Source organism: Rhodococcus sp. IEGM 1366, from assembly GCF_033142425.1.
GTDB classification, from domain to species: domain Bacteria; phylum Actinomycetota; class Actinomycetes; order Mycobacteriales; family Mycobacteriaceae; genus Rhodococcus_F; species Rhodococcus_F globerula.
Genome location: NZ_JAWLRZ010000008.1, coordinates 458,266 through 484,269, shown reverse-complemented (window position 1 = coordinate 484,269; position 26,004 = coordinate 458,266). Strand labels below are relative to the sequence as shown.

The window sequence follows — 26,004 nt, the reverse complement described above, 5'->3', positions numbered from 1 at the left end:
TTTGTCCTTTACTTTTTCTTTACCTAAATATTAAGGATCGACTAACTGGGCAACTCTGTGCAAACATTGCGCTACCAATCCAAAAAAGGTCGAACGTGGACAGGGGCCGCCGAAACAAACTCGGCGTAGGTTTTGAGCTACTGTTTCGAAACACATGTTCGACGCCAAGACGGAGGAACATCAGATGAGCGCACCAACATACAACGTAGCCGCAGACGCACTCATGACACCCGGCCAGGTCGCGGCTCTGTTTCACGTAGATCCCAAGACCGTGACCCGCTGGGCGCACGCCGGCCGACTCGGATCACTTCGCACTCCGGGCGGACACCGTCGCTTCCGCGAGACCGAGGTCATGCAGCTTCTGCGCTCGCTGACCACCGAAGCCAACTGAATACCGGAGCTCGCGCTCTACCCAAATGCTCTACCCGAATACAGCACGGCGCACCAAGCCGCACCCACGTCCCAGGGATTCTGGTGATCCAGACCCGAGACTGAGTAGGCTCTTCCTTGTACTTGAAGGAGGTGCGCCGTGCTGTATCTGTTGGCGTTAGTAGGTTTGGTGACATTGGTCGTCCTGATGTGGAAAGCATTCGGACCGTCCCCCACTTCCCGAGCCTCGGGTGGCGGCGTGAAGGGGCCTGACGACGATCCCGAGTTCCTGTGGAACGTAAATCAGCAAACTCGACGCAAGCAGCAGGGAGGCCAGGACGGCGCTCCGACTGATTCGTCGCAGTAGGCCCTATTCGTCGCAGTAGGTCCCATGCCAGGGCGATTGTCCCTACAGCAGTAGGGCGGTCGCCCTGTGCAAGTTTCAGCGCTGCAGCGGACGGCCGTAGTGCGAACGCGGGAAGTCGTCGGCAACCGCGGCAGCAAGCTCGAAGAGAGCGTCACGGGTCCCGGACCGAAGTCGATCGAGGTCAACCTCGGCGCCTTCTTCGAGGTGCGGATCGAACGGAATCAGCCGAACGGTGCGGCACCGCTGTTCGAAATGCTCGACTACCCGGGGTAGATCAACCTTTCCCGAACCAGGCCGTACCGCATTGATGACGGCGACGGCGTTGGAGACCAGCGCGCTGTGTCCATGTGCGTCGAGCCAGTCCAAGGTGGCTGAGGCACTACGAGCGCCGTCGACCGAACCGGAACTGACGACGATCAACGAATCTGCCTGTTCGAGAACCGCTGTCATTGCCGAGTGCATCAATCCGGTTCCGCAATCGGTGAGAACAATGCTGTAGAACTTTTCGAGCATGGTGACCGTGCGGGTGTAGTCCTCCCCGCTGAATGCTTCGGAAACCGCCGGATCACTGTCGGAGGCAAGCACTTCCAGACGGTGCCGACTCTGTGACGTGTAACCACGAACGTCGCTGTACTTCTCGATGGTCGCTTCGTCACGCAGAAGGTTACGGACTGTGGCCGGGGTTTCGAGAGGAACTTTCTGACTGAGCGTTCCACGATCCGGATTCGCGTCGATTGCGATGACGCGATCACCGCGCACGGATGCAAACGTCGAGCCGAGAGTCGCTGTTGTCGTTGTCTTCCCAACTCCGCCTTTGAGGCTGAGTACCGCAACTTTGTAGCAGCCCTGCATGGGCTGATTGATCTTGTGAGTCAACTCGAGTATCTGCTGATCTTTGGCGCCGTTACCGAGGTTGAGACTCCGTCCCGACAACGTGTACACCGCCTTGCGCCACCCGCCGACCGGAGCGGGCTTCACAGGCTTGAGCAACAGCGCGTTGGAGAGATCTTGCGCCGACATCGGCAGTGATGATTCCGGCCGACCGGGCGCGGGCTGCGTTCCCACGATCGACGCCGGCCCCGCAGCAGGCGGACGCGGGACGGGCATCTGCGGGTTGGGCATCTGGGGGTTGGGCATCTGGGGGTTGGGCACGGGTGGCGAAACAGGAACCCGAGCAGCAGGCGGCATCTGACCTGAAGGTGCGGGCGCAGCCGGAAACTGCGGTCGGGGCACCGGAGCTTGTTGCGCCGCAACAGGATTCACCGCACCCGGATTGCCTGCACCATTCGTCCGGCCGACCCCAGGCGACGGTTCATAGGTTTGCGGCGGCAGTGAGGCCGCGAATGGCCCGGACGCAAAGTGTCCATTTGCCGGCCCGGGAGGCCCACCGGGGTACTGAATAGCAGGCACACGCCCCGCGTTGGGGGCAGGCGTCGAATTTGGGACAGGCATCGAGTTCGGGGCCGGCATCGGATTCGACGCTACAGGCGGGGCAGTAGTAGCGGGCGGGGGCGTCGGCGGCGCCGGGTACATCGGTACGGAGTCATGGCCGTTGGGGCGCGGCGCTGTGTTGTCCGTCGGTGCGACGAACAAGCTTCGCATTCCCGGATCAACATCCTTCGGCGATGCAGGAGTCGGTGCATGAACAGGCTTCGGTGCGGCCTGCTGATGCGGAGCAGGCGCCGGACGCACCGGTTCCCAGATCCCCGCTCCCGCGTCGTCCTTCTTGTCAGCCATGTCCGCCCCTGTCGAAATCTGTTCCGTGTCGATCACCCAGCCCGATACAGACACGACCATACAGCTATCGCGTAGCTAGTTTCGTGGCTGGTACCCGGCTACCGTGTACCCTGCCGCAGCTGCACTGGGCGGGCACAAAACCCGACCGGTCGGCGACAACCCACCGTACCGGATCGACTCAGGTCAGCCCCGCGTAGGAATGCAAGCCGGACACGACCATGTTGATGATGAACAGATTGAAGAGCATTGCCACAAAACCTGCGATGTTGATCCAGGCGGCTTTCGTCTCACGCCAACCGGATGTTGCGCGGGCGTGCAGGTACGCGGCGTAAATCACCCAGGCGATGAACGACACCGTTTCCTTTGGATCCCAGCCCCAGAACCGGCCCCAGGCCGCTTCCGCCCAGATAGCACCCAGGATGACTCCGGCACCGAACAGCGGGAAGGCGATGATGGTGCTCTTGTACGCCAGGCGGTCGAGTGTCTGTGCGTCGGGAAGCCGCTCGGCGATCCGGCCACCGATGCCAGAACCTTCTTCACCGGGCGGGAACTTGAGGCGCAGCAGGAACAGGATGCTGGCGATGCCACCGATCATGAAGATGCCGGATCCGACGCTCACGATGGTCACGTGAATCGGCAGCCAGTATGACCGCAGTGCGGGAACCACGGGAGCGGCGTCGGCGTAGAGGATTGTTCCGGCAAGGAACATCAGAATCAGCACCGGTACGAGCAGGAAGACCCACATCGATCGGTACGTTGCCTTGGCCAGCAGAACGTGACCGACCAACAACGCGGCAGCACACGCCATGGCAACAAACTCGTACATGTTGCCGAGCGGGAATCGCGAGGTGGCAAATCCACGGAGCACGATCGACGCGATGATCAGAACGGTGCCGACAACCAGGACTGCGCGGCCCATCCCGCCGAAGCGCTCGGAGAGCGGCTTGACCGGCTGCTCGGTCACGCGCCCCGGAGTGAGGGCGTCCCCACCACCTGCGGCAACCAGTTCCTTCTCCTGAACGGATTTGGCGCGAGCCGACGCGTACTCGACGATCAGCAGCACAAACGCCAGAACCAGCACTGTGAAGGCTGATTTGAAGGCCCAGTCGCTGTACTGAGCGAGAGTCTCGTTGGTTGTCATCGGGCATTCTCCTGCACGTGCGGTGTGGTCACCGAGTTAGTCGAGTGGCTGTCTAGTAGTCGATCTGCGAGACGATCGAACTCGTCGCCCCAGCCGGCGTGGTCGGTACGGGCAAGTCCGCCGAGCTCTACTACCGTACGTCGTTCGTCGTCGAGATAGATACGGGCCCAGATTCTGCGACGCTTGATCAGCAGCGAAACCAGTAGCCCCGCCATCATCGTCAGTGCCGAGACCAGGACCCACTGCTGAGCCGGGTCGTGCGAAACCTGCAGGTTGACGAAGTCGACGGCGCCGTCGAATCGTACCTGCGTGCCGTCCGCCAATGTTGCGCTCTCGCCGGGCATCAGGTTGACACGTTCCTGCTTGACCAGTCGGCCCTGATTGATGAGTTCGGTGTTGAGCTCGAACAGCGACTGCGGATTACCGGTGTCCAGTCCGGTGTCACCCTTGTAGATGTCGATGGCAACGGCCGGATCGTTCATCGCCGGGAAGCTCGACGACAGCAGATTTCCGTGGAACAGTGCCGTCGGCGCGAACAGTCCTTCGATGGCGATCTGATTCTTGCGTCGCTCGTCGGCATCCGGGTACATGCCGCCTGGCGGGTCGAAGCGCATCGCACCACTGCTCAGGAAGGTGACGGCATCGTCGGGTCGCCACTGCAGAGTCTCGGTGCGGGTCTCCCCGTTGGGGAAAGTGACCGTAAAGGTCGGTGCGTAACCGTGGCCCTGCAGGTACACGCGATCACCGGCAATGCGCAGTGGGTGGTTCACCGCGATGGTCGTGTCGCGCCAGGTGTCGGAGTCGATGTCATCGCCCGACTGGTACGCGATGTCCGAGGTGAACATCTCGGCCTGTCCGGTTTCGAGGTAGTCAGCCTGGAAGTTCTTGACCCGTAAACACAGCGGCGTCATCCCGGTGCCGTCGAGCTCGAGTCCGGCGATGAAGGAGTCGAAGGCGGCAGGCGACGTCGTGCAGAATCCCGGTCCGTCGTTGGCGATCACGATGCGGTTGCCCTCGTAGCCGAACAGCTTTCCGGCGGCGATGGCAATCAGGAGCCCGACGAGCGAGAGGTGGAATACGAGGTTACCGAATTCACGGAGGTACCCCTTCTCCGCCGAGATCGTGATTTCACCGTCGCGCTTCGACCGCCCGTCGTCGGTGCGGGTTTCGACGCGCCATCCTTTGAGTTCCTTGGACAGACGCGCCGCCAACTGTTCGGGCGTCTCGCCAGGGACGACGGCCGACGTGTGGTGCGGCAAGCGGGAGAGGTTGCGCGGCGCCGCCACCGGGCGGGTACGCAGAGCCTTTGCGTGTTCGACGCAGCGCGGCAGGATGCAGCCGACGAGTGAGATGAACAGCAGGGCGTAGATCGCGGTGAACCAGAAACTGCTGAACACGTCGAACAGTTCGAGCTTGTCCATCCACGGACCCAAGGTGGGCCGCGCGGCGATGTATTCGGCCACCTTGCCCTCGTTGAGGGAACGCTGTGGCAACAGCGCGCCGGGGATAGCGGCGATTGCGAGGAGGAACAGCAGCACGAGCGCCGTCTTCATCGAGGTGAGACCGCGCCACGTGTTGCGTCCGAGCGCGATGACTCGGCCGATCGTCGACTGCCGAGGCAATGCCGAAGTCGAGTTGTCGTGATTGTCGTCAGCTGTCATATCGGCAGCGTCACCTCCGAGATAAATGCGTCACGAACCCAGCCGACGAACTGGTCCCACGCGCCCGTGACGAGGGCAATACCCACCGCCACCAACATGATTCCGCCGAAAATCTGAATTGTTCGCGCGTTGCGGCGCAGCCAACCGACACCGTTCAAGGCGCGAGCCGACCCGAGAGCCAGAATGATGAACGGCAAGCCGAGCCCGATGCAGTACGCCACGATCAACGTGACACCGCGAGCCGCGGTCATACCTTCGGTTCCGGCGGCCACGGACATCACACCGGCAAGCGTCGGGCCAAGGCAGGGCGTCCAGCCGAGCGCAAAAACACCCCCGAGTAGCGGAGCGCCCACCAGGGAGGACACTCGACGCGGCTCGAAGCGGACGTCTTTCTGCAGCGCGGGCACCAAGCCGATGAACACGAGACCCATCGCGATAGTCACTACGCCGCCGACGCGCATCAGCACGTCGCGGTTGATCAGCAGGGTGGAGATGACCCCGAACACGGAAGCCGTCGCCAACACGAAGACGACGGTGAAGCCGGCCACGAACAGTCCGGCGGCGCCTGCCACCCGCAGACGGCTACTGCGGGCAATAGTTCGCGTCCTGGCTTCGTCTGCCGTGATTGCCGGAGCGTCCGCACCGACCACCCCGGCCAGGTAGGACAGGTAACCGGGAACGAGCGGCACTACGCACGGTGAGGCAAACGAGACCAGACCGGCGAGCAGGCACGCGCCCAGTGCAAGAAATAGCGGCCCGGACGAGGCGGCATTTTGAAATGCTTCACCGACGCCGGCGCCGAGTGTTTCAGTACTTGCGAGTGTCATTGCTGCGCAGGCTCTTCCGCTGCCACTCGTTCGACCACGGGCAGAAGATCCTCGGCAAGCAATTCCTGCAGGAACACAGCGGCAACGCGGTGCTGGCGGTCGAGGACGATGGTGGTCGGGATGACCGATGTCGGGTATCCCTTGCCGAGTGCGATCAGCGATCGCATCGACGGGTCGTAGATCGACGGGTACGAGACCTTGTTGTCGACGACAAAGTCCTGTGCCTTGTTCTTGGTGTCGTCGCGAACGTTGATGCCGAGGAACTGCACTCCGGAATCACGCGTCTGCTCGTAGACCTGCTCCAAGTCGTCGGCTTCGGCGCGGCACGGGCCACACCACTGGCCCCAGACATTGAGGACGACAACTTTGTCCTCGAAATCGCTGAGGGCGACAGTTGCGTCTTCAGTCATCAGATCCGGCCCGGTGAGCTTTCCGATGGTGCCGCGATCGGACGGCGGATCGTAGAAGATCTTCGTCTGGCCACCCGGCGAGACGAAGTCGAACGTGCCGCCCGTTGCGACGGCGTCGTCGCCGGTCGCGCAGGACGAGAGAACGAGCATCGCTGCAGCAGCCGTGGCGACTGCTACTGCGACCTTGCGGAAAATCATGCTCCAGTCACTCTCGGATCGGATGCGCCTGCCGGCTCGGAGTAGATGATGTCGACGAGAGTGTCGCCTTCGTAGACGAGCGATGTGAGCGACGCCAGGCCGCACTGGCGGTGACGCGGGTCGTGCCACAGGCGCTCGCCCTGCAGGAACCGTCGCAAAGTCCACACCGGCAACTGATGGCTGACGATGACAGCTTCGTGTCCGACGGCAGCAACGCGAGCGGCATTCACGGCAGCAAGCATGCGATGCGCAACCTGCAGGTAGGGCTCGCCCCATGACGGAGTGAACGGATCGCGCAACTTCCACCAGTGCCGCGGGCGCGAGAGTGCGCCGTCACCGACGGCAACCTTGAGGCCTTCGAACTCGTTGCCGGCTTCGATGACGTTGTCGTCGGTCGTGATGTCGACGCCGTGAGCCTCGGCGATCGGAGTCGCGGTTTCCTGTGCCCGCTGCAACGGCGACGCGACAACATGGGTGATGTCGTGATCGGCAAGAACAGCCGCGACCGCCCGTGCCTGCGCCTCACCCGCCACCGACAACCGGAATCCCGGTAGCCGTCCGTACAGGATCCCGCGCGGGTTGTGCACTTCACCATGGCGAAGCACATGCACGATCGTGCGGGTGGACGTGTGGTCTGGATGGTCGACGTCGGTCACAGTCGAGAGTCCTAGCTGAAGTAGGTACGGGCTGAAGGAATAGCGGGATCGTGCATGTCTCAGGGCTTGACGGCTGCCGCGGCAGCCTTTGCTGCGTGCGGCAGAGCGTCGGCGATGATCGAGAATGCCCGATCGTCGAGCGCGGCCGAGACGAACCACGCTTCGAACGCACTCGGCGGCGCGTACACACCGCGAGCGAGCAGTTCGTGGAAGAACGCGGGGAACCGCCACGTCTGCGCGGCCTTCGCCTCGTCGTAGTTCGTGACGGTGTTTTCGGAGAAGAACACGCTGACCAGTGTGCCCGCGTACTGCACCTGGTGGACGACGCCTTCTGCGGCGAGCGCATCGGACATGAGCGTGCCGAGGGTGGTGGCGTTCTTTCCGAGCTTGGCGTACACCTCGGCGTCGGCAGCGCGAAGGTTGGCGAGACCGGCAGCGACGGCAACCGGGTTACCGGAGAGGGTGCCTGCCTGGTAGACCGGGCCGTCCGGTGCGAGATGGCCCATGATGTCGGCGCGACCGCCGAATGCCGCGGCCGGAAGACCGCCGCTCATGACCTTGCCGAAGGTGTAGAGGTCGCCGGCGACGTTGTCGATGCCGTACCAACCGGACGCGCTGACGCGGAATCCCGTCATCACCTCGTCCATGATCAGCAGAGCGCCGTGCTCGCGGGTGAGCGCGCGCAGTCCCTCGTTGAAACCGGGCAGCGGCGCGACGGCACCCATGTTTCCGGCAGCGGCCTCGGTGATGACACACGCGACGGCGTCCGGGTTGGCTGCGAATGCCGCGGCGACGGCGTCGAGATCGTTGTAGCGGACCACGATGGTGTCTTCGGCCTGTGCGCCGGTCACACCGGGTGATGTGGGCAGTCCGAAGGTGGCAAGACCCGATCCGGCGTCGGCAAGCAATGCGTCGACGTGACCGTGATAGCAACCGGAGAACTTGATGATCTTGGTGCGACCGGTGAATCCGCGAGCCAGGCGCACGGCGCTCATGGTGGCCTCGGTGCCGGAGTTGACGAGGCGAACCTTCTCGACGGGGGCGACCCTGGCAACGATTTCTTCGGCCAGCGCGATTTCACCTTCGGTGGGAGCACCGAAGGACAGTCCGCCGAGGGCTGCCTCGCGGACGGCTTCCACGACTGCGGGATGGGCGTGTCCGAGGATCATCGGCCCCCAGGACGACACGAGATCGACGTACTTGTTGTCGTCGACGTCGGTCAGCGTGTAACCGGACGCCTCACGGATGAATCGGGGTGTTCCACCCACCGAACCGAACGCTCGGACCGGCGAATTGACGCCGCCTGGAATAACCTTGCCGGCACGCTCGAAGAGCCGAGCCGAGTTCGTTGCATGCACGTCGAAATCACCGGAAGACACAGTCACGACCTCCAGTGTCCCAGTTCTGTCGAATCTGACAACGACAGGGTGTAGGAGTTACGGCGCCGAAGTGCGTTTTCCGGCCCCAACAGGCCAATTATGGGACTATTTGGGCTATGAGGCGACTGCTGACCACGCTGTTGATTCCAGTTGCGATTCTTGTCACATCCTGCAGCTCCGACGGGGAAACCGAGGCCCCGAGCGCTACGACGGTGACTTCCGCTGCCAATTCGTCCGTCAGTTCGGTCCCCGCCGTGCCCCGGACCGAGCCTGCCTTTCTCGGTGGTTGCTCGGCTGTGTCGGTCTACGTCACGCAGCAAACGCAGAGCGGCGGAGCCCCGCCGGACGCTGCGGCGGACTTCCTGAAAATCGTGGAGAACGACCCGTCGTATCAAGCGATGCCGGAAGCCGACAAACAACTGTTCCGAGAAGGAATCGAAGCCGGCGCCGCTGGAAACTGCTGAGGAAACTGCTGACAGGTCGCACCCTCGCGCTAGGGTCGATCCCATGGCCACCACAGCGGACCACCTCAGGAATACTCTCGACGGACGCTGGCGGGAGGTGCGGGAGCGAGTTCGCGGCGAACTGTCCGACGAGCGTTTTGCTCCGCATTTCACTCCGAATCTCGCCATCGCCCGCGCCAAGACCCTCGAACAGATGCGAGTTCTTGCCGATCTCGGTTATGCCGCAAACGGTTTCGCGGTAGCGCACGGCGGAACCGGAGATGCGGGCGGCGCCGTCACCAGTATCGAAATGCTCGCAATGTCCGACTTGTCTCTCATGGTCAAGGCCGGCGTCCAGTGGGGACTGTTCGGCGGAGCCATCGAGAACCTCGGCACCGAACGCCACCACCAGGCTTACGTCAAACCCCTCATCGACCTGGAACTTCTCGGGTGTTTTGCCATGACCGAAACCGGTCATGGTAGCGATGTCCAGGAACTCGAGACCACCGCGACCTACGACGCGGCCACCGGCGAATTCGTCATCGACTCCCCTACTCCGTCCTCGCGTAAGGACTACATCGGCGGGGCCGCTGAACATGCCACCGTCGCAGCAGTGTTCGCGCAACTCATCACCGGAGGCGAAAGCCAGGGCGTGCACTGCTTCGTCGTTCCGATCCGCGATGCCGCCGGAAACGACCTTCCTGGCGTCACGACGTCGGATTGCGGCTTCAAGGGCGGACTGCCCGGAGTCGACAACGGGCGCATCATGTTCGATCACGTGCGTATCCCCCGCGACAACCTTCTCAATCGCTACGCCGACGTTGCCGAGGACGGCACGTACAGTTCCGCAATCGACAACCCGAACCGCCGCTTCTTCACGATGGTAGGCACGTTGGTTCGCGGACGCGTCACTGTTGGCGGTTCCGCAGCAGCGGCAGCACGTGTCGGCTTGGCCATCGCGGGTCGGTACGCCCTGCAGCGCAGGCAATTCAGCGCCCCCAAGAGCGACGATGAAGTCCTGATCATGGACTACCTCGTCCATCAGAAGCGCCTGCTGCCGCTGATCGCCCGCTCGTACGCATTGCAGTTCGCACAGAACGAACTGGTTGCCGCGATGCATGACATCCAGAGCAGCGAGAACCCTGATCCTCAGGAGCAGCGCGAACTCGAGGGTCGCGCCGCCGGACTCAAGGCCGCCAACACGTGGCATGCCACTCGCGCCATTCAGGAGGCACGCGAAGCCTGCGGCGGCGCAGGCTATCTCGCGGAGAACCGTCTCACGGCATTGAAAGCGGACACCGACGTCTTCACGACTTTCGAAGGCGACAACCATGTGCTGACACAGTTGGTCGCCAAGGAACTGCTCACCTCGTACGCCGACGAAGTTCGCGGCATGAGCCCGGTCGACTGGATGCGTTTCGCCGCTACGACGGTCTCCGATGTGGTCAAGAAACGTACTGCGGCCCAACAGATCCTGCAGACGATTGTCGACACTCGGCAGGACAACGAGGAGGACGGCAGCCTCTTCAATCGCGGCACTCAGATGAAGATGTTCGAGGACCGCGAAGAGTACCTGCTTTCCACCGCCGCACGGAGATTGCAGGCCGCACAGAAGAGGGAGGAGAATCCGTTCGACGCCTTCAACTTCGTGCAGGACCACGTGCTGAAAGCCGCGCAGGCGCACATCGAGCGCGTCATCCTGGAAGCCTTTGTTGCCGGCATCGATTCATGTGAGGACGAGACAGCAAAGGATCTTCTCGGCGAGGTGTGCGACCTTTACGCGCTCTCCGTCATCGAAGCAGACAAAGCCTGGTTCATGGAGCACCGGCATCTGTCGGTCGAGCGCTCGAAGGCCGTCACGCGCGGCATCAACGAACGCTGCCGCACCCTGCGCCCGCATGTCGCAACCTTGATCGACGGGTTCGGAATCCCGGAATCTCTGCTGGGTTCGGCGATGCTCGACGGAGACGGCACGGACGCAGTACGACTGAAGTAGAAATCTGGTGGGGCTGGGAGCACCCGGCCCCACCAATTTTATTGCGCTGCCGCCTTCTTCGACTGACGGGCAGCGACCAGGCCGGTCAACCCGAGAGCCGCAACCAACCAGACACCCAGAACGATCAGGTGCGGGCCGGCGCCGTTGCCGTCGAAGTAGATGACGGACCGAATGGGCTCCATGGCCGCCGATCCGAGCCAGAACGAATGAATGTGCTGCCAGAACCCCGGCAGGAACGACACCGGAATAGCGCCGCCCGAACTCGGGAAGTTGATGAAGACCAGTACCGTCAACACCGCAAAGATCGCGGCTTGACCCAGCAGTTTGTTGAGCAGAATGCACACTGCACCCACGGTGAAGGTGTAGACCATCGAAATCCCCAGCAGTTGCAGGATCTCACCGAACGACGCGCCAAATGCATGCATGAAGATGCTGGTGATTCCGAAGGCGATGAGCGGGGTGAGGATTGCCGCGCCGGCGAGAATCGAATATTGCTCTCTCAGTCGCATTCTCGGCGCGACCTGACTGAGCACAGTCATGGTCAGGTAACCACCGAGGGTGCAGACGATCAGGAAGTAGAACAGTCCGACGGTCGAGGAATCGCGCGCGGTGACCGGAGCCGAGTCCACCGAGGTCACCTGTTGCCCCGTCTGATCCGCGATCGAATGGGCCAGTCCCGTCACTACCGACACCGTGGAGGCACCGGCACCGGTTGCAATGTGCGCGGTCACGGTGTCACCGATTTCGATGGCGCCGATGGCGTCACGGTTGCCGATCCGAGCGATCGCATCGGCTGCGTTATCCGTGGCAACGATGTCGAATTTGCCGCCGGACGTTTTTTCGATTCCGTCGATCAAGGGCGCGGTCACCGACGCTGGTCCCACCACCACGATCGGCGCGTTGTTCGGCGTCGGTGAGTGGAAGGCGCTGACGTAGCACAGGCAGAACATGATGACGAAGAAAAGCGGAAACGCGAGTCCGCCGCCCACCATCTTCCAGTTTGTGGGTGGCTCAATCGCCTTCGCCGCTTCGCTCGGGACCCTGACGTCGGTATCTGTCATATTTCACACTCTTTTCGCTAACCGCATCTAGCTGTCAACACCGTTGACAGACTCAACAGTCAACACCGTTGACACGATAGAGTCAACGGTGTTGACAACGAGGTCGGCGTGAGAGCGAGCACAGAGGTCGATAGCGTGACACCCAGTGGACAGACGCCTGAGGCGGATCATCCCTCGACGCCCGAGGCGATTCGCGCCGCAGCATTCCAACTGTTCGGCGAGCACGGGTTCGGCGGCACATCCGTTCGGGCAATCGCGAAGGTTGCCGGTATCGATCCGGCTCTGGTCATCCGGCATTTCGGATCCAAGGAAGCACTGTTCCTGGAAACCACACCGGTCGAGGATTACTTCGAGGGCCAGTTCGACGGCCCGCTCGACACGCTCGGCGAGCAGATCGCATCGTTTCTGCTCGGCAAGGCAGACGCCCGAATGCTGTCGGTGTTCACGGCGCTGACACGCGCATCCGACAGTCCCCGCATCCGCGGACGATTGAGGGAAATGACAAGCACATTTGCCACCAACCTCGCCGCCCGTTTACCGGGCGACGACGCCTACACCCGGGCACTGCTCGTCTCCGCCCAGGTGTCGGGGTTGCTGAGCGCGCTCAGCACCGAGAGCATCGCGCCGACCGCAGATCGGGACAAGGTGGCAAAACTCTACGGCCGGGCGATGCAGACGCTGATAGATCAGTATTGAGCAGATCAGTACTGGGAAATGACCTCGTCGGCAAATTGTCGAATCGAGTCGAGTCTTCCCTGACGATCTCCGGGGTCTACGCCGTAGCGATACCACGGCGACACTCTGATTTCCGTGACGCCCAACTCCTCGAGTTCGCGGTATCCATCGATGTCGCGTACGTCGGTGGGCGAGATGTTGATCTCGAAGGGGACGTCGGCACGGCCGAACTCGGCCCGCAACTTCGTCAGACGGTCGATGGCAGAGGCTAATTCAGCTTTGGTGGTGTTCACCGACATCCACCCGTCAGCCAGCCTCGCGGCGCGGCGCAATCCCGGTTCGCTGTGCCCGCCGATGTAGATCGGTACGGGAATCTCCGGAGCCGGACTGATCATCAGAGCATCGAAATCGTAGTGTTTGCCGTGGTATTCAACCCACTGCGGGCCACGGCCGGCACATACGGCCTTGATGATCGCGATCGCTTCGTCGGTCCGCGCGCCACGGGTACGCATCTCCGTACCGGTGAAGGTGAACTCCTCGGGAATCCACGACAACCCGACGCCGATCGCGATGCGGTTTCCCGACATCACCGCCATGGTCGAAACCTGCTTGGCCGTCAACAACGGATCACGAAGCGGAAGCTTGAATACATTGGTGTAAAACTGAATTCGAGACGTCACCGCAGCCATTGCCGTCATCGCTATGAAAGGATCGGGCATCGGCGTCTCGGGGGCCCACATCCGCTTGCCGTCAGCGGTGTACGGATACGGCGCCGACACCTGCTCCGGATAGAACACGGAATCCGGCATTGCGATACCGTCGAAGCCCGCCTCTTCGGTAACCTGAGCCAACTCGCACAGTTCCAGAGCGTCGATCATCGCGCCCGCCAACGACCACTTCATCGTTCCACCATTTTCATCGCTACTCGACTGACATGTCAGACCCGACCGTAATGCCTTGCAGCAGGCAATCACTCGACTGATCCTGATGACCGGGACGGCCATCCGGATCGTCTCGCGCAGTCAACTCACTTCGGTGAAATCCAGGCTTCGTCGAAGAACATGATGTCCGTGAGGTTGCGTGTGACGCCGTGAATGTTGTCGTCCCACGCCGTCAATACCGCTGCCGGGCCCCAGATTACGTAAGGCACGCTTACGTTGGCGTAATCCTGCACCTTGCTGATGGCGTCGCGGACAGCGTCGTCGGTGGGCGCAGTCTGCACGGCTGTGAGCAGCGTGTCCATTTCCGGGTCTGCAAAACCGGAAGGATTGTTCTTCGAATCACTGGCCATACTGTTGTACAAATTGATGTACGGCGCTTCTTCCCCGACCGGAGCGCCGCCCCTGGTCATGTCAAAATCGTGATCTTTGTACACCCTGCGAACAAGATCCGTGACGTCGGTTGCGTAGTCGATGGTGACGTCGAAACCGATGGCGTTCAGCGACGCCTGCACCGTCAATGCCGTGGCCTGTTGGCCAGGCTCCGAGGTCGTGAGGTAGCGGAGCTTGCCGTCGTATCCGTCCGCCTTCGCCTGATCGAGCAGGGTCTTTGCCTTCGACGAATCGAACGGTATGCCTTCGGTGTTGTTGAACCACCGCGACGACACCGGTACCAGTTCGGAACTGGCAGTGCCTAATCCGTTGTTCGCACGTGTATTGACGGCTTCCGGGTCCACCCCGTACGCGATTGCCTGGCGGACGCGGACGTCGGCTCCTGGCCTGCCGTCGCGGTTGTTGATCGTGCCGATCCCGTTCTGACCGGTGGGACTGAGATAGCCGGAGTATCCGTCGTCGAGAGCACGTTTGATTACGGCCTCGTCGCGAAGGATGTACGTCATGTCGATCTGACCGCTCTTCAGCGATTCGTACTGAGCCTGGGCGCCAGAGGTGGGAACAAAACGCACCGTGTCCAGCGGAGGTTTGCCTCCCTGATAGTCCGTGCGCGCTGCGAGTATCAACTCTTCATGCGGCGCGAACTTGGCCAAGGTGAACGGCCCGGCCCCGATCGGAGTGAACGCTCCCCCTGCGTCGGAACTTCGCGCGACGATCATTCCGGGGCCGAGCGACAACAGTGCCGGAAATTGACGCCACGACCGTTTGAGCACAAACTCGATCGTGGTCTCGTTCGGCGTATCGACCCGCTCCACAATGTTCAGCCAAGACTGCGATACATCCCCCTTGCCCGCCACAAATCGACCGATGCTCCACTTCACCGCTTCCGCGTTGAGCGGGCTTCCGTCGCTGAAGGTCAAGCCCTCGGGCAGGGTGACCGTGTACGCGGTGAAGTCGGCATTATTCGTCAGCGACTTCGCCAGCTGTGGCACGAAGCTCCCGCTTGCGGAGTCGCTGCGCACAAGCGTGTCGTAGATTGCGGCCATTTCGGTCCCGCCGGTCGAGCCGGCAGCCTGAGTTTTGGTGGGATCCAGCGAGGAAGGGAACGAATAGGACCCGAAGGTGAGAGCACCCCCGCCTATCGGCTCCCCGGTGTCCTGTGCGCTGACGTACCCAGCTGCACCACTGCGCGTCTGGGGATTCGCATCCGAGGAGTCGCCACTACTCGACGCGCAGCCGGTCAACAGAAGTGCGCCGGCAATACCGAGCGCAACCGGGCGGGTAGTGGACCGAATTACTGTGGTGTGCATACGATTCCCCTGCTGAAGATGAACCAGTGACATTATCCCGCGCAGCGAACGTCGTACTACGCGGCCGATATGACCACGTAGTACGACGATTCACACAGGACCGAGTGAGTCTGCCTGCCTTAGAGCTTGATTACCTTCGACTTCGGAATCGGGTGGGAGTCCGCCTTGATCCAGCGCATCGCCCAGGTCCCCTCCGCGTGCGAATCGGTGTTGATCCAGTTGCCGTAACCCGGATCCTTTGCCGCCACCACGATTGTCAGGGTTCCGTCGTCGTTGAGCTTTGCGGTGTGGTTGTTGATGTAGATGTTCGTCCGGTTGTAGTCGAGCGACTCCACCCAGAAGTTCTGCAGCACGAAGTTGAAGTACTCGCAGTTCGGAACTTCGGTCTCGATGACCCACGCCTCGTCCTCGGCGAGCTTCCAGTACCCGTGCAAGTAGAAGATCGTCGGATCGCCGCCGGCGTTCTGGAAGTAGTCCTGTCCCCAGTCGAAGATCTCGTTGGTGTGCGGTTGGAATTTGCGCGACCATTCGAGGAAGGTCTCCGCCATCCCCTTCACGATCCCGACCGACTTGCCCAGGCGCACGCCCAACTCTTCCGGACTCAGCGGCTCGAAGTCGCCGTCCGGGTTCAGGCACTCGATACTCAGCTCACCGGGTACCTCGTTGCGTCGATCCCGATACGTCTGTCGAACGGAGATGAGATTGCTGTCGGCTGCCAGCGGCAGCCAGGCACCCTCAGCAGGCTTGTCCACGCTCGCGATGAACTCGAAACGGCCGTTCTCGTCAACCTCCAGGTCGTGGATGTGCAGATCGCCGGTCTGCAGCATCGTGCCGTCGATGTGGTACCGATTGATGCGTGAACCGAACGTGATCAGCGGGACCGTGCCCCGGCTGCCGATGATCCGGTAGCTGTACTTACCGGAAATGTTGGCGCGCATGTAAACGTTGTCCGGGTTGTCGGCACCGATCTTCGTCATCATGTTCGGGTTCGGTGCGGACGTGAACTGCGGCCACCGCGGATCGGTGTACTCGACACAGTTGATCGTGCCGTATCGAAGCAACCGACTCAGGTAGCGGACGCCCTCGGCCTGCGTCAGGGGATCCTGAGGAACGATCTCGTCCTCCAGGACCTTCCCGACCTCGAGCAGATCTGCGCAGAACTTTTCCCAAGTAGCGTTCATATGAGTCTCCTTGTTCTAGTAGATTTTTCGAGCAATCAGCTGGCGGCGAACTTCGCTTCGACGTCGGCGGCGCTCACGCCGAACTCCTCGAGCGAATACCGGTGCGACGGACGGCGATGTTCTGCGAGGCTCGCCTGATGCGACGCATCCACCGCGGCGCGAGCCTCGTCCGTGAATGGCAGGTCGAACTGTGCATAGATCTTTTCGACGGTGCCGACAGCGTCGGAGATGAAGTCCTTGTAGTCGACGTCGATGAACTGATCGGAGTTGTAACGGGTACGGGCATTGTTGAAGTTCGCGTTACCGCGCGCCCACAGGTCGAGTTGGGTGCGTCCGATGGCCGGACGGTCGAAGGCCTTCGACATATCGTGTCCGCCCTGCTCCGCAAGGCTGAAAGTGGACGCCATCGATGTCAGCGGGTCCCGGAATGTGCGAACGAACAACGCATCCGGATAGACCGACATGATCTCGTCGATCGCGAAGACGTGGCTCGGACTCTTGAGCACCCATCGTCGATCCGAATCGTGCAGCCCGATCAGCTGCAGGTTCTTCTTGTGCCGCGCATACGTTTCGGTCCAGTCCTGCTTCGCCAGCCACCGGGTGTAACTCGGTACGTACGCAACGGTCTCGAACGCGGTCGAGAGCATCGTCTGCTGCAGTAGACGCCAACATTCCTCGACCTCCTCCGCCCCCATGAAATGCACCTTCATCAGGTCAGCCTCGTTGCGCTGACGGGCTCGATAAAAGGCGTCTGAGCGAACGTAATCTTCGTTCTCCGACCACTTGTCGCGCTCGGGGCGCGGCTGCGGCGTCTCGGCAAGCCACATCTCGGCACCCTGATGTGCCGGGTCAGCGCCCAGCAACCGGTGTAGCGCGGTGCTGCCGGTCCGAGTCAACCCGACTACGAAGATCGGACGCTCGATCGGAACATCGACGTGCTCGGGGTATTTCGCGAATCCGGCCTCGCTGGTCAGTCGTCCCGCGAGCGCTCCGATGATCATCTTGCGAGCAATCACCTTGCCGTGCGGAGTGAGGTCGGCTTCCTGCTGGAACGACTCGAGCAGAACTCGAAGGCCATCGAGGTAACCGTCACTGCCGAAATCTTCGTAACCGGCCACCTCGCGCGCAGCCTGGTGCAGGTCCTCGATGGAACCAATGCCGTCGTAATCCTGTGTCATGACACGTCCTTTGAGAATTGATCGGTCTTGTATGAGTTGATCAGTGGTGCGTGTGACCGCAGTTGACGTCGAGACATTGCCCGGCGATGGCCCTGGCCGAATCGGACAGGAGGAAGACGACAGCGTTGGCAATGTCATCGGGTTCTGGTAGCCGGCGCAGATCGGCGCCCGCTGCGATCTCGTCGTAAATGACCTTGGGGTCGACTCCGGTGGCCGCAGCCTTCTTCTCGAACATGTTCTTGACCGAGTCCGCCCAGATATAGCCGGGGGCAACGGAGTTGACTCGAATCCCCTTGGGACCGAGGTCGATCGACAGACTGCGGGCCATTGCCAGAAGTCCGGCTTTCATCACGCGGTATGCCCCGAACCCGGGAAGCTGATTGCGCAGCACCATGGACGTGACCATCACGACGGACCCCTGCGCCTCGGTCAATGCCGGCACCAATGCGCGTGTGACGTTCAACGCCGCAAGCAAGTTGATGTCGATGCCCGACTGGATGGAAGCCATGTCGGCTTCAAGCAATGGGACCTGCGCCGGTTGGACAAAGGCATTGTTCACAAGGCAATCCACGGCACCGAACTCAGCAACGGCAGTCTGCGCCAGCGACGCAATCGAATCGACGTCGGTGAGATCCGTCGGTACCGCCAAAGCGATTCCACCGCGATCACGGATCTCGGTTGCCACCGATTCCAAACGCTCGGACGTGCGGGCGGCCAAGACAACCTTCGCACCGGCCGCCGCACTCTGCACTGCGATCGAACGACCCAGTGCCGGGCCAACTCCCGAGACCACGACTACTTTTCCGGCCAGCAGGCCCTGAGCGCTCAACACAGTGCCTGCGGATCGAGAACCACACTCAACGAGACGATCTTGCAGTTGTCGTCGAATTCGAACAGGTCGGAGGCAGCGAAGTCGGCCATACCGACGCGCTGCACCCGAAGCTGCATTGCTGCGTACTTTCCCGTCACCGAAATCGGACCGAGCAGGCTGACCGTGAAGTCGACCTGCGCGTTTGCCGTGTCGAATGCGCGAATCTCGTCGACCCCGCGATAGGTCTTGACACCCAACGGTTCGTGTTGAACGGCGTCGGCGGCAAACAGCGCAACCAGATTGTCAACATCGTGGCTTCCGAGATACTTGACGTAATCTTCTACGACAGAAATGATTTCAGCCCTGTCAGGCATGAAGGCTCCTCATGTTCAGGCGGGTCAAGAAATGGTTCCGCGGGCGCGGAGATAGTCGACAATGACGCTCGCAGCATCCTCGGTCGTCGTGACACTGGTGTCGATGTGAATATCGGGACTCTGCGGCGCTTCGTACGGTGAGTCGATGCCGGTGAAGTTCACCAACTCCCCACGTCGAGCCTTCTTGTACAGCCCCTTGGGATCTCGCTCCTCTGCGACGGCAAGAGCGGTATCGATGAAGATCTCGACGAACTGGCTGTCCCCGATCAATTCACGGGCCGCATGACGCTCGGCCTCGAACGGCGAAATGAACGACGCGAGAACGATCAGGCCGGCGTCCGCCATCAGGCGGGTCACTTCGGTGACGCGGCGGATGTTCTCGACGCGGTCGGCTTCGGTGAACCCGAGGTCTCGATTCAAACCGTGACGGACATTGTCTCCGTCGAGGAGATAGGTGTGTGCGCCGAGAGCGTGCAGTTGGCGCTCGACGTCGTTGGCGATGGTCGACTTACCCGAACCGGAGAGCCCGGTGAACCACAGAACGGCGGGTTTATGTCCCTTGAGCCTGGTGTGCGCGGCCTCGTCCACGTCGACGGATTGCCAGTGAATGTTGTCGGATCGGCGCAGCGAGTGCGTGATCATGCCGGCGCCGACTGTGCCGTTGGTGAGGCGATCGATGAGGATGAAGCTGCCGGTGTCACGGTTTCCCGTGTAGGGGTCGAACGGGACCGCGCGATCGAAACTGATGTTGCACACACCGATTTCGTTGAGCTCGAGGGTTGTCGTTGCGGTCTTTTCGAGTGTGTTGACGTTGATCTTGTGTTTCGGTTTCGTGATGCGCGCAGTGACCGTGACGGTACCGATCTGGCACAGGAACGGCCGTTCGGGCAGCATGGGCGCCTCGCCCATCCACACGATGTGGGCCTCGAACTGGTCTGCGACGGCCGGCGGATTGTCGCCGATGGACAGCACGTCGCCGCGACTGATGTCGATCTCGTCGGTGAGTGTGATGGTGACCGAGCGGCCCGCACCGGCCACATCGAGATCGCCGCCCATCGTCACGATGCGCTCGACGGTGGACGTCTTTCCGCTGGGGAGCACGCGGATCGGATCACCGGGAGAGACTGTCCCGGAGACGATCTGGCCCGAGAATCCCCGGAAGTCGAGGTCCGGCCGGTTGACCCACTGCACCGGCATCCGGAACGGAGCCGAGGCGGCGGCATCGTCGATGTCCACGGATTCGAGATGTTCGATCAGGCTGGGCCCGGAGTACCACGGGGTATTCGCGCTGCGCTCGGTGAGATTGTCGCCCTTGTATGCCGACATCGGAATGGCGACAAACCCGTCGAGACCGATCTCGTGAGCGAAGCTCGTGTAGTCCGCAATGATGGCGTCGAAGACCTCCTGCGAGTAGTCGACGAGGTCGAGTTTGTTGACCGCGAGCACCACGTGCTTGATCCCGAGTAACGACACAAGATACGAGTGCCGACGCGTCTGCGTCAGGATGCCTTTGCGTGAGTCGACAAGGATCACCGCGAGATCGGCTGTCGATGCGCCGGTCACCATGTTGCGGGTGTACTGCTCGTGCCCGGGAGTATCGGCAACAACGAACTTGCGACGTTCTGTCGTGAAGTAGCGGTAGGCGACGTCGATCGTGATGCCCTGCTCACGTTCGGCTGCGAGACCGTCGACGAGGAGCGCAAAATCGAGCCCTTCACCCTGGGTGCCGCTCTTGCGCGAATCCGCTTCGAGTGCCGTCAGCTGATCGTCGAAGACGAGTTTCGATTCGTAGAGCAGACGGCCGATCAAGGTGCTCTTGCCGTCGTCGACGCTGCCGCACGTGATGAATCGCAGCATGCTCTTGTTCGCGTGGCGCTCGAGGTATGCCTCGATGTCGTCGGCGATCAGATCCGAGGAAACAGTCATCAGAAGTACCCTTCTTGCTTCTTCTTTTCCATCGACGCACTCGAGTCGTGGTCGATGACCCGTCCCTGGCGTTCGGAGGTGGTGGTGAGCAACATTTCCGAGATGATCTCGGTCAAGCTGGTGGCGGTCGATTCGACGGCACCGGTCAGCGGGTAGCAGCCGAGGGTGCGGAACCGGACGCTCTTGAGTTCCGGAGTTTCTCCCGGCAACAAGGGCATCCGGTCGTCGTCGACCATGATCAGGGCGCCGTCACGTTCGACGACGGGACGCTTGTCGGCGAAATACAGCGGAACGATCGGAATCTCTTCCTGGCGTATGTATTCCCACACATCCAGTTCGGTCCAGTTCGAGAGCGGGAAGACGCGCAGGCTTTCACCCGGCGCTTTGCGGACGTTGTACATCCGCCACAGCTCCGGTCGCTGCTGCTTCGGATCCCAGCGGTGCGCAGCCGATCGGATCGAGAAGATCCGTTCCTTGGCCCGGGATTTTTCTTCGTCACGGCGGGCGCCGCCGAACGCCGCGTCGAACTTGTAGTGATCGAGGGCTTGTTTGAGGCCTTCGGTTTTCCACATGTCGGTATGGACGGCCGAGCCGTGAGTGAACGGGTTGATCCCCTGCTTCACGCAGTCCGGATTGGTGTAGACGATCAGATCGAGATCGCCTGCAGCAGCGGTACTGTCACGAAGTTTGTACATTTCGCGGAACTTCCACGTGGTGTCGACGTGCAGCAGCGGAAACGGCAGCTTCGACGGGTAGAAAGCCTTGCGCGCCAGGTGCAGCATCACGGCGGAGTCCTTGCCCACCGAGTACAGCATCACCGGGTTCTCGCTCTGCGAGGCGGCTTCACGCATGATGTGGATGCTCTCGGCTTCGAGCCGTTCGAGGTGCGTCAGTGTCGTGGTCATCGGCCCAGTTCCTCCAGTGCTTTCGGGGCGAGTTCGGGTCGGCAGATCAGCAGATCCGGCAGCCACGGGTTTTCCTGGTTGTAGCGAAGTTCGCTGCCGTCGATACGCGAAACATGCAGTCCCGCAGCGCGTGCGACGGCAACAGGGGCCGCCGAATCCCACTCGTACTGCCCACCCGCATGTGCATAGATATCTGCTTCTCCGGATACAACCGCCATCGCTTTGGCGCCGGCAGAGCCCATCTCGATCAGCTCCGCGCCCATCGAGTCAGCCATTCGCATGACCGGTTCCGGACGCCGCGTCCGCGACACGACGACGCGTACCGGCGTCGTAGCGCCGCGATCGGTTCGATCATCACTACTTGCATAGGTGACGCCGAGGGCAGGCATCGCGACCGCACCTGTTGTGAGGACACCGTTTTCGGTCAGTGCGACATGCACGGCCCAATCCGATCGGCCGGCTTCTCCGTATTCACGGGTGCCGTCGAGCGGGTCGACGATCCACACCCGATCCGCATTCAACCTCGCGAGGTCGTCAGCGCCTTCCTCCGACAGCACCGCATCCGCAGGGAAGCGTCGGGCAAGTTCGGCGACGATGAAGTCGTGACTGAGCCGATCGGCAGCGTCCTTGAAGGTCGCGGCATCGACGTCGTTCGCACCGAGGGATTTCCGGTGTTCGAGCAGAAGTTCTCCAGCCGCAGCGGCGATCTCGATCGCCGCGCGTTCATCGTTGGTGCGTGTCATAGGTACTCCACAACTGTGTAGACCTCCCGATGGATACGGGAAGAAACGTCAGGCCGGCCGCAGAGTGTCCAGCGCTACGCACTGGTCTCGATGTGGTCTGCGCCATAGCGTAGCACCAGAATGAACGATGTTCATTCTATTTCGAACAATGTTCTTTCTGTGATTGGTATCACTGAACAGCAAACCCTATGGTCAAGAATGAACGACGTTCATTTGCAATTGAGGTTGCGGCCTGTCCCGACTACGGTGATCAAATGAGCAGTACCAGCACTAACTCGATCTACGGCGACGCCGAAGCGCGCCGACGCCGTACCTTGGACGCGGCGATCGCACTCCTCGACGAAGGCGGCTACTCCGCGCTCACTATTCGCGCGGTGGCAAAACGATCGGGAACGAGCACCGGCCTGATCTACCAGTACTTCGTCGACAAGCAGGACATCTTTGCCGCCCTGCTCAGCGAGAGCCAACTGGAAATGGCGGACTTTGTGAGCTCGCTCCCCCGCGAGCAAGGACTGACGCCGCTACTCGAGTCCATGATTCCCGAATTTGCGCGGCACTGGGCGCGAGTCGGCAGACTCACCACCACGTGGCGCGACATCGAGGGAATGGCCGGATCCGACCGCGACAGTATGCGGGAACTTCACGCATCAGTGGCGGTCTTCAACTCGGCATTGATTCGAGCGCTCACCGAATCTGCTGCAGCCGAAGGCAGCCGGTTGATCGAAGACCCCGCGCTCATCCATCTTGTGCTCTCCGGACTCAAAGGCCTGTCGGACACCATCGTCATCAACGTCGCCAAAGAAATCACACCCGAGCATTTCGTGAACTTCTCCGCCCGCGCGCTCGCGCGGGCCATCACGGAGTGAACCGAACAGCTACTCAGGAACGAACGAGGCGAGCGATCGCTGCCTGAGCTTCCTTGATCTTGGCGTCGGCTTCCGGACCGCCCTGCTTGGCGGCTTCGACAACACAGCCGGCAAGATGCGCGTCGAGAAGCTTCAGGGACACGGACTGCAACGCGCTGGTTGCGGCCGAAACCTGCGTCAGGACGTCGATGCAGTACCGATCGTCGGCAACCATGCGCGAGATACCCGCGACCTGACCTTCGATGCGGCGAAGACGTTTGAGCAGATCGTCCTGCTCGGGGCTGTAACCACTCATAAGGCCACTATACCCCCTACCCGTATAGTGCTTAGTCGGATGCGACGTATGCCATACGGAGCCGACGCGTAACATCGATCGCCATGAGCCCGGCCAGCAAGAGAGCCAGACCGGCACCGGAGATCCACAGTCCGTCGTAGTGGGTGCCCTCGAACGACGGTGCGCCCTCGATAATCGGACCGAAGGTCGACGTGGTCAGCCCTGATCGCCAGCACACGAGCGCCAGCGTCAGCGCCGCGACCATACCGAGAACACCAACGAAGGTCTTGGCATCGACTTTTCTAGTCATCGGACACCCTCTCGGAATCTCGCGCACTTTCCGCTTCGCCGCGGCGCGCCATTACCTGATTCAACGCCTCACGCAACGCGATGTCGTCCTTCGCCCAGGCCCGGACCAGACCACCCGTTGTCAGCCGCAAGCCGATGCTGTGACGACGACGTGGCACTCCGGACAGTTCGCCGAGCGCTCGGGCGGTTTCCCACGGCTCCATTTCGTCTTCGTAGGCGGAGTCGTCCGATTCGGGAAACACCTCGGCGATTTCGTCGACCGGAACCTCCTCGGTGCCCTGACGAAGCATCGCGTCGGTCAACTCGACGCTCACATGCCGGCGCGCGGCGGTGACCTGCACGTAGACCAAGCCCGTCAGAATCACCGCGAACATTGCCAATCCGAACCAGTGCACCACCGGCCCGGTGAACAATTCGATCACCAGAGCCACCAGGCAGAACGCCGGACCGAGGGCAACAGCCGACATCCGCGAACCAGGCTCGTAGAACAGAACCTCGGACGCGTTGTCAGCCATGAGCAAACCAGCTGCGCGTCGAGCCCCGATAAATCGACACCCCCGCGCTGATCAGCATCACCGGAACAACCAACGCCAGAGCGGTGCTGATACCGGTAATCACCAGTGCCAGCTGGAGCCACACAAAGACTCCCGAATAGATGACGAGTATCCGTCGACACAACCTCCGGCCGAGCCGCGTCGGTCCGGCCAAGCCGCCGATGATCAATCCGCTGAGCAACAGCGCCACACCGGACACACGAACGAACGTGACATAGGTATCGATGTTGTCCGCCGACACCCCCTGATCGGCGAACTGTTCGCGGAGCTCGTACGACGCGCTGGACATACTGATCAAGCCGAACAGGATCAGGAGGAATGCACTTGCTATCCACAACCAGAAGGCAGCGTTGACAGCGGTGGGGGGCCGGACTTTCTTCGACGTCGTCACAGGTGCCGAGTCCGCGCTAGCCACTCACGACTCCTGGCACGACAACCAGGAGTGCAGTGGCGATCACGGATATACCCAACAGCAGAAATACGATCATTTCGGTTCGCGAGCTGCGTCGCGGTCGTGGGGCGTCATGTGTGCCCTCGGCGTTCAAAGCGTCTCGAGAATGCACTGCGCTTGCCTCTCCCAACTACCGTCGTGACCTGATTCACACTACCCCGCATGGCGCCTCACCGGGACTGTGGGGGGAACCTCAGAAAGTACGGATTCGACTCCTTGCGATGCATCATCACGATGGCACCGACGGCCGCGACAGCTTGCAGGATCTGCGCGCCGCCGAACAGCAGGGTGGCACCGTCACCGCCCCCACCGAGACCGAGAATCACCGGAATCGCAGAGACGACCATGAAGACCCCACCAAAGGTCAACAGCATGCGCGCCCAGTTCTTGCCGCGGCTCATCGATCGCACGACCAGCAGGAAAAGCGCGGTGAACACCAAAATCATGATCACCGACACCACCACAGCCATCGGGAAAACACTCTCGATGTCCGAGCGGGTGAGACCCGCGTCGGCGGCGGCGGGATTGCTCATCATCTCGTCGATGAACGACGACTTCTGACCGAGCATCATCGCGATCATCGCGCCGCCCTGCACCACACCGAGCACAGCCACTGCCCACCACAGCTGAATCGCCGTCACCACGTCCGTCGGCGGCTCGGACTTCTGCGTGCCCGAAGGATGCGACGACGGATTGGTCGGCATCGGGCCCAGCGGATGGAACTGATTCTGGAACTGCTGGTTCTGATACTGCTGGTTGTCGTACGACGGCTGGTTGTCGTACGGCGGTTCCTGGCGAGGAGGCTGCCACGGCTCGGTCATGATGACAGCCTATCTGTCCGGCACTTCATGATCATCCGGCTTGGTCCGAG

The 26,004-nt window shown here is 61.6% G+C and carries 28 protein-coding genes; 6 read left to right on the top strand and 22 right to left on the bottom strand.

Annotation, left to right across the window (positions count from 1 at the left end; genetic code table 11):
- Positions 1-184: 184 nt before the first annotated feature.
- Both R4P64_RS25840 and R4P64_RS25835 read left to right on the top strand, forming a co-directional pair.
- On the top strand, positions 185-391 hold the full coding sequence (locus R4P64_RS25840; RefSeq protein WP_033235774.1) for a BldC family transcriptional regulator: 207 nt from the start codon (positions 185-187) through the stop codon (positions 389-391).
- Between the two features lie 138 nt (positions 392-529).
- Positions 530-736 carry a hypothetical protein gene (locus R4P64_RS25835; RefSeq protein WP_033235464.1) on the top strand — a complete coding sequence of 69 codons (207 nt, stop codon included), beginning with the start codon at positions 530-532 and terminating at the stop codon, positions 734-736.
- Positions 737-811: 75 nt separating this feature from the next.
- Here the strand turns inward: R4P64_RS25835 and R4P64_RS25830 are convergent, their stop codons facing one another.
- The 7 genes from R4P64_RS25830 to hemL form a co-directional block, all read right to left on the bottom strand.
- Positions 812-2,473: a MinD/ParA family protein gene (locus tag R4P64_RS25830; protein ID WP_317823217.1), complete on the bottom strand. Its 1,662-nt coding sequence runs from the start codon at positions 2,471-2,473 to the stop codon at positions 812-814.
- 178 nt (positions 2,474-2,651) lie between these two features.
- Positions 2,652-3,614: a c-type cytochrome biogenesis protein CcsB gene (ccsB, locus tag R4P64_RS25825; protein ID WP_045063821.1), complete on the bottom strand. Its 963-nt coding sequence runs from the start codon at positions 3,612-3,614 to the stop codon at positions 2,652-2,654.
- Entirely contained in the window at positions 3,611-5,275 is a 1,665-nt protein-coding gene (locus R4P64_RS25820) for a cytochrome c biogenesis protein ResB (protein WP_141484817.1), read from the bottom strand. The genes ccsB and R4P64_RS25820 overlap by 4 nt, the downstream gene beginning before the upstream one ends.
- Positions 5,272-6,102 carry a cytochrome c biogenesis CcdA family protein gene (locus R4P64_RS25815; protein ID WP_033235467.1) on the bottom strand — a complete coding sequence of 277 codons (831 nt, stop codon included), beginning with the start codon at positions 6,100-6,102 and terminating at the stop codon, positions 5,272-5,274. The genes R4P64_RS25820 and R4P64_RS25815 overlap by 4 nt, the downstream gene beginning before the upstream one ends.
- Complete coding sequence (locus R4P64_RS25810) at positions 6,099-6,710, bottom strand: TlpA disulfide reductase family protein (RefSeq protein WP_033235468.1); 612 nt, start codon at positions 6,708-6,710, stop codon at positions 6,099-6,101. The genes R4P64_RS25815 and R4P64_RS25810 overlap by 4 nt, the downstream gene beginning before the upstream one ends.
- Complete coding sequence (locus R4P64_RS25805; protein ID WP_317823215.1) at positions 6,707-7,366, bottom strand: histidine phosphatase family protein; 660 nt, start codon at positions 7,364-7,366, stop codon at positions 6,707-6,709. Before R4P64_RS25805 ends, R4P64_RS25810 begins: the two co-directional genes overlap by 4 nt.
- A 59-nt stretch (positions 7,367-7,425) precedes the next feature.
- On the bottom strand, positions 7,426-8,751 hold the full coding sequence (gene hemL, locus R4P64_RS25800; protein ID WP_317542408.1) for a glutamate-1-semialdehyde 2,1-aminomutase: 1,326 nt from the start codon (positions 8,749-8,751) through the stop codon (positions 7,426-7,428).
- A gap of 110 nt (positions 8,752-8,861) precedes the next feature.
- Between hemL and R4P64_RS25795 the strand changes: the two genes are divergently transcribed.
- Both R4P64_RS25795 and R4P64_RS25790 read left to right on the top strand, forming a co-directional pair.
- A complete protein-coding gene (locus R4P64_RS25795; protein ID WP_317823214.1) occupies positions 8,862-9,209 on the top strand; it encodes a hypothetical protein in 348 nt (115 codons plus the stop codon).
- A 43-nt stretch (positions 9,210-9,252) separates the two neighbouring features.
- Positions 9,253-11,184 (top strand): acyl-CoA dehydrogenase, encoded by a 1,932-nt coding sequence (locus R4P64_RS25790; RefSeq protein ID WP_317823213.1) that lies wholly within the window; start codon positions 9,253-9,255, stop codon positions 11,182-11,184.
- Positions 11,185-11,222: 38 nt separating this feature from the next.
- Here R4P64_RS25790 and R4P64_RS25785 read toward each other — a convergent pair whose 3' ends face one another.
- On the bottom strand, positions 11,223-12,245 hold the full coding sequence (locus R4P64_RS25785; RefSeq protein WP_317823212.1) for a hypothetical protein: 1,023 nt from the start codon (positions 12,243-12,245) through the stop codon (positions 11,223-11,225).
- Positions 12,246-12,380: 135 nt separating this feature from the next.
- Here R4P64_RS25785 and R4P64_RS25780 point away from each other — a divergent pair, with 135 nt between their 5' ends.
- A complete protein-coding gene (locus R4P64_RS25780) occupies positions 12,381-12,941 on the top strand; it encodes a TetR/AcrR family transcriptional regulator (protein ID WP_045063826.1) in 561 nt (186 codons plus the stop codon).
- A 5-nt stretch (positions 12,942-12,946) separates the two neighbouring features.
- Here the strand turns inward: R4P64_RS25780 and R4P64_RS25775 are convergent, their stop codons facing one another.
- From R4P64_RS25775 to R4P64_RS25735, 9 genes are all read right to left on the bottom strand, one after another.
- Positions 12,947-13,822, bottom strand: a complete 876-nt coding sequence (locus R4P64_RS25775) for a TIGR03619 family F420-dependent LLM class oxidoreductase (protein ID WP_317823211.1) — start codon at positions 13,820-13,822, stop codon at positions 12,947-12,949.
- Between the two features lie 125 nt (positions 13,823-13,947).
- The gene (locus R4P64_RS25770) at positions 13,948-15,561 is read right to left on the bottom strand and encodes an ABC transporter substrate-binding protein (protein WP_317823210.1); all 1,614 of its coding nucleotides are present in this window, start codon (positions 15,559-15,561) and stop codon (positions 13,948-13,950) included.
- A 119-nt stretch (positions 15,562-15,680) separates the two neighbouring features.
- A complete protein-coding gene (locus tag R4P64_RS25765; RefSeq protein ID WP_317823208.1) occupies positions 15,681-16,742 on the bottom strand; it encodes a DUF1214 domain-containing protein in 1,062 nt (353 codons plus the stop codon).
- Between the two features lie 35 nt (positions 16,743-16,777).
- Positions 16,778-17,920 carry a sulfotransferase family protein gene (locus R4P64_RS25760; protein ID WP_033235477.1) on the bottom strand — a complete coding sequence of 381 codons (1,143 nt, stop codon included), beginning with the start codon at positions 17,918-17,920 and terminating at the stop codon, positions 16,778-16,780.
- A gap of 40 nt (positions 17,921-17,960) precedes the next feature.
- The gene (locus tag R4P64_RS25755; protein ID WP_033235478.1) at positions 17,961-18,752 is read right to left on the bottom strand and encodes an SDR family oxidoreductase; all 792 of its coding nucleotides are present in this window, start codon (positions 18,750-18,752) and stop codon (positions 17,961-17,963) included.
- Positions 18,746-19,105 (bottom strand): nuclear transport factor 2 family protein, encoded by a 360-nt coding sequence (locus R4P64_RS25750; protein ID WP_033235479.1) that lies wholly within the window; start codon positions 19,103-19,105, stop codon positions 18,746-18,748. Before R4P64_RS25750 ends, R4P64_RS25755 begins: the two co-directional genes overlap by 7 nt.
- A 24-nt stretch (positions 19,106-19,129) precedes the next feature.
- A complete protein-coding gene (gene cysN / locus R4P64_RS25745; RefSeq protein WP_045063835.1) occupies positions 19,130-21,031 on the bottom strand; it encodes a sulfate adenylyltransferase subunit CysN in 1,902 nt (633 codons plus the stop codon).
- Positions 21,031-21,936 (bottom strand): sulfate adenylyltransferase subunit CysD, encoded by a 906-nt coding sequence (cysD, locus tag R4P64_RS25740; protein ID WP_045063838.1) that lies wholly within the window; start codon positions 21,934-21,936, stop codon positions 21,031-21,033. The genes cysN and cysD overlap by 1 nt, the downstream gene beginning before the upstream one ends.
- Positions 21,933-22,679: a 3'(2'),5'-bisphosphate nucleotidase CysQ gene (locus R4P64_RS25735; RefSeq protein WP_033235482.1), complete on the bottom strand. Its 747-nt coding sequence runs from the start codon at positions 22,677-22,679 to the stop codon at positions 21,933-21,935. Before R4P64_RS25735 ends, cysD begins: the two co-directional genes overlap by 4 nt.
- A 254-nt stretch (positions 22,680-22,933) precedes the next feature.
- Between R4P64_RS25735 and R4P64_RS25730 the strand changes: the two genes are divergently transcribed.
- The gene (locus R4P64_RS25730) at positions 22,934-23,545 is read left to right on the top strand and encodes a TetR/AcrR family transcriptional regulator (protein ID WP_033235777.1); all 612 of its coding nucleotides are present in this window, start codon (positions 22,934-22,936) and stop codon (positions 23,543-23,545) included.
- 13 nt (positions 23,546-23,558) lie between these two features.
- Here R4P64_RS25730 and R4P64_RS25725 read toward each other — a convergent pair whose 3' ends face one another.
- The 5 genes from R4P64_RS25725 to R4P64_RS25705 form a co-directional block, all read right to left on the bottom strand.
- Positions 23,559-23,840, bottom strand: a complete 282-nt coding sequence (locus R4P64_RS25725) for a metal-sensitive transcriptional regulator (protein ID WP_033235483.1) — start codon at positions 23,838-23,840, stop codon at positions 23,559-23,561.
- A gap of 31 nt (positions 23,841-23,871) precedes the next feature.
- Positions 23,872-24,129 carry a hypothetical protein gene (locus tag R4P64_RS25720; RefSeq protein WP_317542422.1) on the bottom strand — a complete coding sequence of 86 codons (258 nt, stop codon included), beginning with the start codon at positions 24,127-24,129 and terminating at the stop codon, positions 23,872-23,874.
- The gene (locus R4P64_RS25715) at positions 24,122-24,643 is read right to left on the bottom strand and encodes a hypothetical protein (protein WP_045063842.1); all 522 of its coding nucleotides are present in this window, start codon (positions 24,641-24,643) and stop codon (positions 24,122-24,124) included. The genes R4P64_RS25720 and R4P64_RS25715 overlap by 8 nt, the downstream gene beginning before the upstream one ends.
- Positions 24,636-25,097 (bottom strand): hypothetical protein, encoded by a 462-nt coding sequence (locus R4P64_RS25710; RefSeq protein WP_230590253.1) that lies wholly within the window; start codon positions 25,095-25,097, stop codon positions 24,636-24,638. Before R4P64_RS25710 ends, R4P64_RS25715 begins: the two co-directional genes overlap by 8 nt.
- Positions 25,098-25,303: 206 nt before the next feature.
- Positions 25,304-25,954 (bottom strand): hypothetical protein, encoded by a 651-nt coding sequence (locus tag R4P64_RS25705; protein WP_033235486.1) that lies wholly within the window; start codon positions 25,952-25,954, stop codon positions 25,304-25,306.
- Between the last annotated feature and the right edge of the window lie 50 nt (positions 25,955-26,004).